Source organism: Paenibacillus sp. FSL R5-0713 (genome assembly GCF_037973325.1).
In the GTDB taxonomy this organism is placed as follows: Bacteria; Bacillota; Bacilli; order Paenibacillales; family Paenibacillaceae; genus Paenibacillus.
The window spans coordinates 6000506-6013997 of the sequence record NZ_CP150229.1 but is presented as its reverse complement, the minus strand read 5'-3'; the positions used below and the strand labels follow the sequence as shown (position 1 = coordinate 6013997).

Here is a 13492-nt window from a genome sequence, read left to right as displayed (position 1 = left end):
TGTAACCTTCATAAGCTCAAATTATATTGTTTGTCACCCCCGGGCAAGTGGAGCAACATCCATCCGATGGTGTCGCGTGGCGGCAACAGGGGGTCTATTCTGTTTTGCACGAAAGGGGTATACCATGCTAGGACTTGTCAAAAAGATCTTCGGCGACATGAATGAACGTGATGTTAAACGTCTGATGAAGACGGTCGATGTGATCAATAAACTGGAACCACAATTTCAGGCGTTGTCTGATGAACAACTGAAAGGTAAAACGGAGGAATACCGTGCTCGTATCGAAAAGGGAGAAACAACAGATGAGCTTCTTCCAGAGGCATTTGCAACTGTACGTGAGGCATCACGCCGTGTACTGGGCAAGCGCCACTACGATGTACAGATGCTAGGCGGTATCGCGCTGCATGAAGGCCGTATTTCCGAGATGAAAACGGGTGAAGGTAAAACGCTGGTAGGAACACTTCCGGTATACCTGAACGCGTTGATGTCCAAAGGTGTTCACGTGGTTACGGTCAATGACTATTTGGCACAGCGGGATAGCCAGGAAATGGGACAAATCTACGAATTCATGGGCATGACGGTAGGGGTTAACCTGAGCGGTATGGACCATGCTTTGAAACAGCATGCATATGCATGTGATATTACGTACGGAACGAACAATGAGTTTGGTTTTGACTATCTGCGTGACAACATGGTGCTATACAAAGAGCAAATGGTACAACGTCCATTGTTCTTCTGTATCATTGATGAGGTGGACTCCATCCTGGTCGATGAGGCGCGTACGCCACTCATTATCTCTGGACAAGCTCAGAAATCGACAGATCTGTATTATGCGGCTGACCGTTTTGTGAAGCGTTTGGTACCAGAGGAAGACTTTACGGTAGACATTAAGGTGAAATCCGTAGCGTTGACTGAGGCGGGTGTGGCCAAAGCAGAGAAAGCATTTGGGATCGAGAACTTGTATGATCATGCCAACGTTACGCTCAACCATCACATCGTACAGGGCTTGAAAGCGAACGTAATCATGCGTCGTGACGTGGATTATGTAGTCAGTGACGAAGAAGTTATGATCGTTGATGAATTCACAGGTCGTCTGATGTCTGGACGTCGTTACAGTGATGGATTGCACCAGGCGATTGAAGCCAAAGAAGGAATTGAAGTACAAAACGAGAGTATGACGCTTGCTACGATTACCTTCCAGAACTATTTCCGGATGTACCGTAAACTTGCGGGTATGACGGGTACAGCGAAAACCGAGGAAGAAGAGTTTAAAAAAATCTACGGCCTCGAAGTACTGCAGATTCCAACCAACCGTCCGAACAAACGGGATGACATGGCAGATGTCGTGTACAAGAGCATCGATGGCAAGTTCAAGGCGGTTGTAGAAGAAATTGTGGAGCGCCACAGCAAGAATCAACCGGTTCTGGTAGGTACAGTATCCATCGAGAACTCTGAACGCTTGTCTGATATGCTTAAGCGCCGTGGTGTAAAACACCAGGTACTGAACGCCAAGTACCACGCGGAAGAAGCAGAGATTATCTCAGGTGCTGGCCAAGCGGGTGCAGTAACGATTGCTACCAACATGGCAGGACGGGGTACAGATATTATCTTGGGTGAAGGTGTAGCTGAAGTAGGCGGCCTTCATATCATCGGTACAGAGCGTCACGAATCACGCCGGATTGATAATCAGCTGCGTGGTCGTGCGGGACGTCAGGGTGACCCGGGTTCAACACAATTCTACCTGTCACTGGGTGATGAATTGATGAGACGTTTCGGTGCAGACAATGTATTGAACATGATGGAGCGCCTTGGTTTTGAAGAAGACCAACCGATCGAGAGCCGGATGATTACCCGTGCAGTAGAATCGGCGCAGAAGCGTGTTGAAGGTAATAACTTTGACGTGCGTAAAGTCGTTCTTCAATACGATGATGTCATGAACCAACAACGTGAAATTATCTATAAACAGCGCCGCGAGGTACTGGAGTCCGAAAATATCAAACAGATCGTTATGGATATGATCAAACCTTCCATTGAACGTATCGTTGAAGCACATTGTAGTGACGATATTCCGGAAAACTGGGAGTTGCAGGAAGTTGCCGATTACATGAACAGCAAATTGCTGGATGATGGTTCGGTAACGAAAGATGATCTATGGGGTAAGGAAGCAGAAGAGATCATCGAGTACCTGTTCACGAAAGTTCAGAACAAGTACAATGCACGTGAAGAGCGAATTGGCGAAGAGATGGTTCGTGAGTTCGAGAAAGTGGTTGTGCTGCGTGCAGTAGACAGCAAGTGGATGGATCATATTGATGCAATGGATCAATTACGTCAAGGTATCCACCTTCGCGCTTACGGCGGTACAGATCCACTGCGTGAGTACCAGTTCGAAGGCTTCGAGATGTTCCATCAGATGATCGCTTCAATTCAGGAAGAAGTAGCGACTTATGTAATGAGAGCACAGATCGAGAGCAATCAGGAGCGTCAAGCGGTTGTTGAGGAAAGTCAGATCTCGACAAGCGGTGAACCTGCTGAGAAACGTCCAGTGAAGGTTTCTGACCAAATCGGACGTAACGATCCATGCCCATGCGGTAGTGGCAAGAAGTTCAAACACTGCCACGGTCAAGAGTAGTACAACGATTTTTATATACACGATGACATGAACGGCTCCTCGCAGCCGGGTATTCCATAGGATGAAGTGAAGGATGCAAAACCGATGAATGGTGCATAGTTATAATAATATGACCATGATCACGGAGGAGAGAGATACTGATACAACAGTAGTCTCAACACCAGGGTGGTGCATCTGATACCTGATCTGGAGGAATGCCCTGGATGCGGGGAGCTTATCTTAATGAAAAGAGGAATTGCACATGATCGATCCAAATGTGAAGCATGACCTGCGTGAAATAGGCAAGAAACTAACAAACCTTAGGGGGTCTCTTTGACTTAGATCTGAAGCAAGAGATGATTGGCAACTTCGAAGTGAAGATGTCTGCCCCGGATTTTTGGGACGACAGTGACAAGGCGCAATCTGTAATCGCTGAGCTGAATGCGGTAAAGGGATCTGTAGATCAATACACCAAACTACAGCAGGATTATGATGATGCAGTGATGATGATAGAGTTGGCGGATGAAGAAGGCGACGAAGACCTCGCTACCGAGATTGGTAACAGTATTACAGCGATCGTGAATAAGGTTGCAGAGTTCGAGCTTCAGCTTCTCCTGAACCAGCCATACGATAAGATGAATGCGATTCTGGAGCTTCACCCGGGTGCGGGTGGTACCGAGTCTCAGGATTGGGGCCAGATGCTTCTTCGCATGTACACACGCTGGTCTGAGAAGCGAGGTTTCAAGGTGGAGGTACTGGATTATCTGCCAGGTGATGAGGCTGGGATCAAGAGTGTTACGTTGTCGATCAAAGGACATAACGCTTATGGTTATCTAAAAGCCGAGAAAGGTGTACACCGACTGGTGCGGATCTCTCCTTTTGACTCATCTGGCCGTAGACATACATCCTTCGTATCCTGTGATGTGGTACCGGAGATTGATGACACGATTGAAGTCGATATCCGTACAGAGGATCTCAAGATCGATACGTACCGGGCAAGTGGCGCGGGTGGACAGCATATCAATACCACCGACTCTGCCGTACGGATTACTCACCTTCCAACAGGTGTAGTTGTAACGTGTCAGAATGAACGTTCACAGATCAAGAACCGTGAGCGAGCGATGACGATGCTTCGTTCGAAATTGTATGAGCGTAAAATTGAAGAGCAAAAACAACAGCTGGATGAAATCCGAGGAGATCAATCGGATATTTCATGGGGTAGCCAGATTCGCTCCTATGTGTTCCATCCCTATAGTATGGTAAAGGATCACCGTACAAGTGTAGAGACAGGAAACACAGGAGCAGTAATGGACGGCGACCTCGATGCATTCATCGATGGTTATTTGCGTAGCCAGATTAAAGTAGAAACCGATTAATAGAAGTTCCTGTATGGACCCATACGTCTAGGCGTATGCTGGTGTATACAGGAGCTTTTTTTTGAATCATTTTATAAGATATAGAGAACATGAACGAACAACTGATCAGTCACAACAAAGGAGAGCACGAGAACATGCAACAACGATCACAATTTCATAATAATCGCAAAAAGAGGTTAACCAGCCTCATCCCCCTAAACGGGCCATGGAGAAACGTCGTGGATACGTTATCCATTATTGTAGGTTCGTTTTTAATTGCAGTGGCCTTTAATTTATTCCTATTACCGAATCAGATTGCTTCAGGCGGGGTGTCTGGTTTATCGATCCTGGGCAAGGAATGGCTTAATTGGGAACCGGCATATACCCAGTGGGCGATTAACATTCCACTTCTGATTGCAGGATTTCTACTCATTGGTAAACAGTATGGAATTCGCTCAGTCCTCGGCAGTATTGTCCTGCCATTATTAGTCTATCTGACGAAGGATTGGGCCATTCCAACAACAAATCCGTTGCTTGGTTCACTGTATGGCGGTATTGGCGTTGGTTTGGGGATCGGCATTGTATACCGCGGTCGAGGATCAACGGGGGGCATGAGCATTCTGGCCAGAATCGTTCAGAAATACAGTGGGCTGAGTTACTCGATCTGTGTGGTGATTATGGATGCTACCGTTATTATTATGGCTGCATTTGTATTGTCATTAGAGCAATCTCTCTATGCACTGATTGGATTGTATGTTACGGGGAAAGTGATCGATGCCGTTGAGATGGGGCTGGGTTTCTCCAAGGTGGCTTATATTATCTCCAACCAGACTGAAGCGATTAGCAAAGTGATTTTGGATGATCTGGATCGCGGTTTGACGAAGCTTGAAGCTAAAGGTGGTTACACCGATGATCAGCGAACCGTACTGATGGTGGTGGTTGGGCAAAATGAGGTGCCGAGGCTCAAAACGTTGATCCGGTCCGTAGACCCGGGAGCTTTTGTCATTATTAGTAACGCGCACGAAGTGCTCGGCGAAGGTTTTAAGCGGGGAGAGCATGTGTGAACGGTGTGAGAATTAGGTGAGTGAGCCGTGTAGGACTCATACGTTTGGGAATAAAAATTCAAAAAAAAGCAGGTACATCCTTCTCTGCAATGGCAGAGAGGGAGTACCTGCTTTTCTACTATTAGAAGTTTAATTTAACATTCCACATAACGGAGAGGACAGAAATGTCCTGAAGAAGTGGAACGTTCGCCTGAAAGCTTTCTAAAAGAAAGCTACTTCGGAAGGATGTTCTGTCATCGGAGTATTATCACTACAGAATCGGAGATAACAGACGGGAAATCGCTTCTTTGAAACGAATAATCAGACTGCGTTTTTGGTACTCCTCGAGTGTCATCTCGCGCGATACATGCAGGTCGTGCTCAAAGGTTTGTACAAGTGCTGTCGCAATCGTTTTATCGTACATAAAGGCATTCACCTCAAAGTTCAACCGGAAACTGCGGTAGTCAATATTGGCGGTTCCCACGGATGCAACCAAACTGTCAATGATAAGTGTTTTGGCATGAATGAAGCCATTGTCATATATAAATACCTTGGCGCCAACCTTCAACAACTCGCCAATATAAGATAACGTTGCCCAATAGACGAAAGCATGGTCTGGTTTATTCGGGATCATAATGCGAACATCGATACCGGACAGACACGCGAGACGAATCGCTTCGAATACGCTGGCATCCGGGATAAAATAAGGCGTTTGGATCAGAATCGAATGTTTGGCACCATTAATCATCTTGAGATAACTGTTCTTGATATGCTCAGTCTCTGCATCCGGTCCACTGGAGACAATCTGCATGGCCGTATTGCCCGTACCCTCAATATGAGGGAAATGTGCCGGAACATATGGTGTGTCGTGTTGTTTGGACGCTTCATTCCAATCCAGGAGGAAACGGGTCTGCAATGCATGAACGGCATTCCCCTGAATACGCAGATGTGTGTCACGCCAGTAACCGAATTTTGAGTTCAAGCCAAGATACTCATCTCCAACATTAAATCCGCCCGTGTACCCCAGGTTACCATCAATGATGACAATCTTACGGTGATTACGATAGTTCATACGCAAGTTGATCAGACTGAATTTGGATGGGAAAAAGACTTCAACCAATCCGCCTGCTTCGCGCAATTCTTTGAAAAAGCGTTTGGATACCCGCCGCGAGCCGAGCGCATCATACAGCAAACGAACTTTGATGCCTTCCCGCGCTTTGCGGATGAGTGCATCCCGAATTCTTTTGCCCAGTCGGTCGCCTCTATAAATGTAGTATTGCACGTGCACGTGATCCTTGGCCGCTTCGATGTCATCCAAGAGCCGCTGGAATTTGTCAGTTCCGTCCGTAATGATCTCAACCGCATTATCCTCGGTCAGCAGGGCACCGTTCTGCTTCAGGTTCATATAGATCATGTCTTGGCTACTCTCGGTTGCCTGGTTGCGGAAAGGGGTACGGTTATCATGCAACTGTGCGAGCTGAGCTTCAATACGTTCCTCCAGCCCGAGTTTTTTGCGTTCCTTCCATTGGAAAAGCCGGTATCGGGTCAGATTCTGACCGGTTAAAAGATAAAGTACAAACCCAAACACCGGAATAAAGTTCAAGACAAGCAGCCAAGCCCAGGAAGCACTAGCATCCTTCCGTTCGAAGAAAACAACGGCTGCCGCAAAAATAATATTCAGGCCCAGGAGTACAATAAGTAAAATGGATTCGATATGCACTATAGTCCCCCACGTCTCATAATGACCATCATGAATCTATTCATATGTCCTTGATTAGCAGGTTAGTTATGAATAAGACCCTGATTGTAATGTTTCCTACTAATACGTATTTTAACAGAAGTATACCTGTTCGTCCCGGATGTTAAAAAAGATATGTTCGGATTGGGTGGAAATCCATGTGAAATTGATGATAGAGTGTTGTATTTATATAACCAGAGTCGTATAATAATACACAAATATGCATATAAGCGACGGAATTGCTGTGTTCGAGCCTGATTCATGCAAGAACATAGCACAAGTAGCGCATACATCGAGATTGGGGGAGCGAGAGTGAATAACAAATTAAAAGTAGCAATCGTCGGTTCCACCGGCTACGGCGGGGTGGAGCTGATTCGTTTTTTCCAGAACCATCCGCAGGTTGAAATCACATCGGTGATCTCATCATCGAGCAGTGGTGAATCCATCGCAGATGGGTTTCCGCATTTGACGGACGTGATTCACAGGCCACTTGACGGCGTAGATCCGGCTGAGATTGCGAGTCGTGCGGATCTGGTATTCACAGCGACCCCGTCCGGCGTAAGTGCGAAGCTCGTACCAAGTTTGCTGGCAGCAGGGCTTAAGGTCATTGATCTGTCTGGCGATTTCAGACTCAAGGATGGAACGGTGTATGAAGAGTGGTACAAACATCCGGCGCCTTCATCTGATTTGCTGGAACAAGCGGTGTACGGCATGGCTGAGGTGTACGGTGATAAGGTGAAGGGACAGAATTTCATATCTAACCCAGGCTGTTATCCAACGGCTACACTTCTTGGACTGATTCCTGCAGTAGAGGCAGGCTGGATTGATCCTTCTACTATTATTATAGATGCCAAATCAGGTGTATCCGGAGCAGGACGCGGAACAAGTCTGACGAACCATTATGCAGAGATGAATGAGAATTTCAAAGCCTATAAACTGAACAAACACCAACATATTCCCGAGATCGAGCAAGTGCTTGGCAACATAACGGGAACGCCCGTTACGGTTACCTTCACCACACATCTGGTGCCAATGACACGTGGAATCATGAGTACGATGTATGCAAAACTCATTGGGGAACACAGCGACCGGGAGATCGTGGATTTATATCGCAAATATTATGAGAACAGACCTTTCGTACGTGTACGTGAACCGGGCATCTGGCCTTCTACCAAAGAAGTGTACGGATCCAACTATTGTGATATCGGATTTGCGGTAGATCCTCGCACAGGGCGTTTGACGATTATTTCGGTCATCGACAACCTGGTGAAGGGTGCATCCGGGCAAGCGATTCAAAATATGAACCTGATGATGGGATGGGAGGAGAACCTCGGGCTGAACATGACACCTGTATATCCATAAGGATTGGAATTCAGAAGGCACTGGAATATTCAAAGTTAAAGTAAGAGTGCATTCTTGGAGTGAACTTAGGGAGATCGGATCAGGTTAAGCAGGCGGATCATCGGCATATAGCTGAACGCATACGGGGGATAAGATATGGGAACGAATGTGGAGCAACAGAGTTTTACCGTGATTGAGAACGGAACAATTGTAACCCCTGGGGGATTCACTGCTGGTGGACTTCACTGCGGATTGAAAAAAACTTCTCGTAATGACATCGGAGCGATCCGATGTGATGTACCGGCTACAGCTGCTGCTGTGTATACAACGAATGTGTTTCAGGCCGCGCCACTCAAAGTAACGCGCGAAAGCTTGAACAACGGACGACTCCAGGCTGTTATCGTTAACAGCGGTAACGCTAATGCATGCACAGGGCAACAAGGGGAAGAAGATGCATATGCGATGCGCTCGGCTGCTGCGCGTGAGTTGGGTGTGGCAGAAGAGGACGTGGCGGTGGCTTCCACAGGTGTCATTGGGGAATTGCTCAAAATGGATGCTGTACATTCAGGCATCACCGGCCTTCCGGCGCATATGGGCAAGGAGCCGAATGAGGCGGAACAATTTTCACAAGCTATTCTGACAACGGATTTGGTGAAAAAGGAAGCCTGCGTCTCCGTTCTGGTTAACGGCAAGACGGTTACGATTGCGGGAGCCGCCAAAGGCTCGGGAATGATTCATCCGAATATGGCGACGATGCTCGCTTTCATGACCTCTGACGCGGTCATTGGTGCAGAAGCGTTGCAGCGCCTGCTGCGCCAGGCAACCAATCACACATTTAACATGATTACCGTCGATGGGGATACAAGTACAAACGACATGCTGGTAGCCATGTCCAGTGGATATGCAGGCAATGAAGAGCTGACAACAGAGCACCCGGATTGGGACGCTTTTGCAGCCGGCTTCACCTATGTATGCCAAGTGCTGGCCAAAGCCATTGCTCGCGATGGTGAAGGAGCAACCAAACTGGTTGAGGTAGAAGTTACGGGTGCGGTAAGTGATGAATCTGCGCAAGCGATTGCCAAAACGGTTATCGGGTCCAGTCTGGTGAAATCCGCCATGTTCGGCGCTGACGCCAACTGGGGACGGATTATTGCAGCCGTAGGACGTGCAGGGCAACCAGTGAACCCGGATACGGTAAATATTCGTTTGGGAGAGATTTCGGTACTCGAACAGTCCCGTCCCGTCGTTTTCGACGAAGAATTGGCATTGGCCTATTTACAGACCGATACAGTACGCATTGTGGTGGATCTGCACCACGGCGAAGGAACGGCAACAGCCTGGGGCTGTGACCTGACGTATGACTACGTCCGAATTAACGCAGCATACCGTACGTAATACGTCTTAGCATTTATTCTATTGAAGCTAACAGCTTCCCTATGAGAAGCTGTTTCGTAAATATATAGAAAATCTTTAAGGATTGAACTTTATTTGGTCTTTGAGATAACTGGCGAAGGCAGTGGAGAAGACGGAATCGATTCTGTAGAAGCGAAGCGTTCGCCTTTGTATCCGGGTTTCCTCTTTATAAAGGGAATCAAAAAACCTGGAGACAACAGCGATCAAAAGAACGATCCGGATTCGGAACGGTCAGCTAACGAATATCGCATCAATTAAGTGTTAAGCCTTTAAGAATATTTGAACGAAAGGAGCTTGCCCTCATGAATTCAACAATGCCAAACAACAGTACCGCAACGGAAGCGAGCACAGAGAAACAGATGTTTGTCATGAAATGTGGAGGCAGCACACTGGCGGCATTGCCAGAGTCCTTCTTCGCGGATCTACGTGATTTGCAGTCTCAGGGCACACAGCCGGTAATCGTGCATGGTGGAGGCCCTGCGATTTCGGATAACCTGGCGAAGCTTGGTATCGAAACCGAATTCGTTAATGGCCTGCGCAAAACAACTGAACCTGTGCTGGATGTAGTGGAGATGGTGCTTGCGGGCAGTATCAACAAACAGATCGTGCGCCTGATCCAACGTGTGGGCGGTCGTGCACTAGGTTTATCCGGCGTGGACGGTGGTTTGATCCAGGCTAAACCTGTTACAAATCACGCAGAGATCGGCTGGGTAGGCGATGTCACGGGTGTGAACGCAGAAATTATCCAAGGCATTGTGAACATGGGTTACATGCCGGTTATCGCGCCAGTTGGTGTGGATGCCACCGGACAACGCTACAACATCAATGCAGATACAGCTGCGGGTGCTGTGGCGTCTCATCTTGGCGTAAGCCGGATGATTGTTGTAACCGACGTTCCTGGCATCATGAAGAACGTAGGCGGCGAGAAAAAAGTACTGCCATCCGTCTCTGTACAGGAGATCGAGGATATGATCCAAACCGGAGAAATCTATGGTGGCATGATCCCCAAAGTGCGTGCAGCTATTGCATGTATTCATGGTCAAGTACGTGAGGTCATCATCGTAGACGGCAGCGAACCACAGATCCTGAGCCGAGTGCTCGGCGGAGAAGTCATCGGAACAAAAATTATCCGTATGCAATAATTGTTCTCAGTGCGCTAGGGTCTTCATGGTCTTATATTAAATAAAAAATATGTGCACGGCATTTTTATGTGAAGATTGAACATCACACAATAACGTAGAGGACAGAAATAACCTGAAGAAGCGAAGCGTGCGCCTAAAAGCTTTCTGAAAGAAAGCTACTTCGGAAGCATACACTATCCCCGGATTTTCCCCTTTAAGGGGCAATCAAAAAATCCGGGGATAACAGCGATCGGAAGGTTGTTCTGGCATCGAAGTGAAAAGTGTAAAGTTAAGGTGTTCTCATAATTAGTGCCGTTGCACCAACCAATAGGAGTGATATGGTGATGGCAAAAGGCAACGAACAGCCAGGTTCTGGCACAGCGGTAGCGGGCGCAGCAGCAACAGGTGCAGCGGCACAGACGGAAAGCTCGCTTTTTCAAACATATGCGCGTTATCCAATCAGTCTGGTCAAAGGTAAAGGAAGTTGGTTGTGGGATGACCAAGGCAACCGTTATCTAGATTTCATGTGCGGACTCGCTGTAACCAGCCTGGGCCATGCACCAGAGAAAGTCGGTGCCAAGCTGAAAGCTCAGATTGATGAGCTGTGGCATGTGTCCAACCTGTTCCAGATTCCGGGCCAGGAGAAAGCAGCATCACTGCTGACAGCCAATACATGTGCTGATGCCGTGTTCTTCTGTAACAGTGGTGCCGAAGCGAACGAAGCGGCAATCAAAGTAGCACGTCGTTATCACCAGAAAGTGAAAGGAACAGATCGCTATGAAGTGATCACCTTTGCCCAGTCCTTCCACGGACGGACACTTGCAACATTGACGGCAACTGGACAGGATAAGGTGAAAGAAGGATTTTTGCCATTGCCAGCCGGATTTGTAACTGTACCTTTGCATGATATTCCTGCACTTGAAGCGGCAATTGGACCTAAGACGGCAGCAATTATGCTGGAAATGGTTCAGGCCGAGGGCGGTGTATATCCAGTTGAGCCGGAATTCGTCAAGCATGTACGGAAACTGTGTGACGAGCATGGATTGTTACTCATTGTGGATGAAGTGCAGACTGGAATGGGACGTACTGGTAAATTGTTTGCGCACGAACATTATGGCATCGAGCCAGATGTGTTTACTGTGGCTAAAGGTATCGGCAGTGGTTTCCCTGTAGGCGCGATGTTGGGTAAAGGCTTCCTGCGGGATGCGTTCACGCCAGGTAGCCATGCGACCACCTTTGGTGGAACACCACTTGCTTCATCCGTTGTGATTGCGACCATCGAAACGATGTTGGAAGATCGTTTGCCAGAGCGTGCAGCGGAGATGGGTGAATACCTGATGAGCTCCCTGCGGAATCGTTTGGCAGGCAATTCCTTTGTGAAGGAAGTACGTGGCATGGGATTGCTCGTTGGTATTGAATGTGCTGAGCCGGTAGGTGATATTGTGCTTGCTGGGCAAAAACGCGGTATTTTGTTTGTCTCTGCAGGACCGAATGTGATTCGTTTGCTTCCGAACCTGTATGTGAGCAAAGAAGAGATCGACGAGGCCGTATCGCTGGTAGGCACATTGATCGAAGAGTACGTAGCGGCGAAAGCCTAATATAAATGAGAACCTTTCTGTCTCGGGGCCATTACCGGCCTCGAAGCAGAATGAGATGATGAATCCCTGTAGCCGCGCGGTGAACTTGCAGAAGGCGGAAATGATTACAAAACGTGAGAAGCACCCAGATAACGTGTCAACGTTGCTCTCTCTTCTGCCCATGCGGGTGCAGGGAACCGGAAATAAGGAGGACATTATAGATGACAGCACAACAGACGGAAAAGATTCAGAAGATTGATCTGAGAGGCCGGGATTTTATCGAGTTCACGGACTACACGGCAGAGGAGATTCGTTATCTGCTTGATCTCGCGATCGAGATTAAAGGGAAGCAAAAACGCGGTGTACCGTTTCAACCGTTGAAAGGCAAAACGATCGGACTTATTTTTGAAAAATCATCTACACGTACGCGTGTATCCTTTGAAGTAGGCATGTTCCAATTGGGTGGACACGCGCTCTTCCTGAGCAAAAATGATATCCAGCTGGGTCGCGGGGAAACCACACATGATACAGCCAAAGTATTGTCCCGCTACCTGGACGGCATCATGATCCGTACCTTTGGACACCATAATGTAACTGAACTGGCAGAGCATGCGGATGTTCCGGTCATTAACGGCCTGAGCGATGCAGCGCATCCTTGTCAGGTACTGGCAGACTTTCAAACGGTGCTGGAGCACAAAGGCAAGCTCGCAGGTCTGAAAATGGCTTACATCGGAGATGGCAACAACATGGCACACTCCCTGATGCTCGGTGCAGCGAAGATGGGGATGCATGTTGCTGTAGCAACGCCAGAAGGCTATGAGCCGGATAGCGCAGTAGTGGAGCAGGCACGTATTATCGCACAGGAGAGCGGTTCTGAAGTGACTGTAACGTACAGTGCACAAGAAGCCGCGAAAGATGCCGATATCGTGTATACGGACGTATGGGCGAGCATGGGCTTTGAGGAAGAGCAGAAGATTCGTGAGAAGGCGTTTGCGGCATACCAAGTGGATGAGGAACTGATGAAAGGCGCGAAGCCGGACTACATGTTCTTGCACTGTCTGCCAGCACACCGCGGCGAAGAAGTGAGTGCCGGTGTAATTGACGGACCGAACTCCCTGATCTTTGATCAGGCGGAGAATCGCTTGCATGCACAGAAAGCATTAATGGCTGCGTTAATGAGCGAATAGATGTTGTTTGCCTTTATGGGTTGATTTTAGGCGCAGATTTCGCGATGATAGATTCATCTATAATGTACTTTAAAAAGTTAATTAAACAAGAAGCTCGTAGGATTCAGTG

The 13492-nt window shown here is 47.9% G+C and carries 10 protein-coding genes; 9 read left to right on the top strand and 1 reads right to left on the bottom strand.

Annotation, left to right across the window (positions count from 1 at the left end; genetic code table 11):
* Positions 1 to 124 precede the first annotated feature (124 nt).
* The 3 genes from secA (at position 125) to MKZ12_RS26870 (ending at position 5027) form a co-directional block, all read left to right on the top strand.
* Positions 125 to 2629, top strand: coding sequence for a preprotein translocase subunit SecA (secA, locus tag MKZ12_RS26880; protein ID WP_339238115.1), 2505 nt, complete (start codon positions 125 to 127; stop codon positions 2627 to 2629).
* A 241-nt stretch (positions 2630 to 2870) separates the two neighbouring features.
* Positions 2871 to 3984 (top strand): peptide chain release factor 2 gene (gene prfB / locus MKZ12_RS26875; RefSeq protein ID WP_339238113.1). Its coding sequence is split into 2 segments (ribosomal slippage): positions 2871 to 2942 and positions 2944 to 3984, totalling 1113 coding nucleotides; the frame shifts between segments, so codons are not numbered across the junction.
* A 134-nt stretch (positions 3985 to 4118) separates the two neighbouring features.
* The gene (locus tag MKZ12_RS26870; RefSeq protein ID WP_339238111.1) at positions 4119 to 5027 is read left to right on the top strand and encodes a YitT family protein; all 909 of its coding nucleotides are present in this window, start codon (positions 4119 to 4121) and stop codon (positions 5025 to 5027) included.
* A gap of 250 nt (positions 5028 to 5277) precedes the next feature.
* Here MKZ12_RS26870 and cls read toward each other — a convergent pair whose 3' ends face one another.
* Positions 5278 to 6726 (bottom strand): cardiolipin synthase, encoded by a 1449-nt coding sequence (cls, locus tag MKZ12_RS26865; protein WP_339257638.1) that lies wholly within the window; start codon positions 6724 to 6726, stop codon positions 5278 to 5280.
* Positions 6727 to 7056: 330 nt separating this feature from the next.
* Between cls and argC the strand changes: the two genes are divergently transcribed.
* The 6 genes from argC to argF all read left to right on the top strand — a co-directional run bounded on the left by argC (position 7057) and on the right by argF (position 13383).
* Positions 7057 to 8106, top strand: a complete 1050-nt coding sequence (gene argC, locus MKZ12_RS26860) for an N-acetyl-gamma-glutamyl-phosphate reductase (RefSeq protein WP_339257637.1) — start codon at positions 7057 to 7059, stop codon at positions 8104 to 8106.
* 135 nt (positions 8107 to 8241) lie between these two features.
* Entirely contained in the window at positions 8242 to 9480 is a 1239-nt protein-coding gene (gene argJ, locus MKZ12_RS26855; protein WP_339257636.1) for a bifunctional glutamate N-acetyltransferase/amino-acid acetyltransferase ArgJ, read from the top strand.
* Positions 9481 to 9573: 93 nt separating this feature from the next.
* Positions 9574 to 9756, top strand: coding sequence for a hypothetical protein (locus MKZ12_RS26850; protein ID WP_339257634.1), 183 nt, complete (start codon positions 9574 to 9576; stop codon positions 9754 to 9756).
* Positions 9757 to 9800: 44 nt separating this feature from the next.
* On the top strand, positions 9801 to 10640 hold the full coding sequence (gene argB, locus MKZ12_RS26845; RefSeq protein ID WP_339257631.1) for an acetylglutamate kinase: 840 nt from the start codon (positions 9801 to 9803) through the stop codon (positions 10638 to 10640).
* Positions 10641 to 10963: 323 nt separating this feature from the next.
* A complete protein-coding gene (locus MKZ12_RS26840; RefSeq protein ID WP_339257629.1) occupies positions 10964 to 12217 on the top strand; it encodes an aspartate aminotransferase family protein in 1254 nt (417 codons plus the stop codon).
* Between the two features lie 200 nt (positions 12218 to 12417).
* Positions 12418 to 13383: an ornithine carbamoyltransferase gene (gene argF / locus MKZ12_RS26835; protein WP_339257627.1), complete on the top strand. Its 966-nt coding sequence runs from the start codon at positions 12418 to 12420 to the stop codon at positions 13381 to 13383.
* Positions 13384 to 13492: the final 109 nt, after the last annotated feature.

Excerpts from the sequence above, each read along its gene's own strand:
- secA (WP_339238115.1), top strand. The coding sequence starts at position 125 with ATGCTAGGACTTGTCAAAAAGATCTTCGGCGACATGAATGAACGTGAT.
- MKZ12_RS26870 (WP_339238111.1), top strand. The coding sequence starts at position 4,119 with ATGCAACAACGATCACAATTTCATAATAATCGCAAAAAGAGGTTAACC.
- argJ (WP_339257636.1), top strand. The coding sequence starts at position 8,242 with ATGGGAACGAATGTGGAGCAACAGAGTTTTACCGTGATTGAGAACGGA.
- argB (WP_339257631.1), top strand. The coding sequence starts at position 9,801 with ATGAATTCAACAATGCCAAACAACAGTACCGCAACGGAAGCGAGCACA.
- MKZ12_RS26840 (WP_339257629.1), top strand. The coding sequence starts at position 10,964 with ATGGCAAAAGGCAACGAACAGCCAGGTTCTGGCACAGCGGTAGCGGGC.
- argF (WP_339257627.1), top strand. The coding sequence starts at position 12,418 with ATGACAGCACAACAGACGGAAAAGATTCAGAAGATTGATCTGAGAGGC.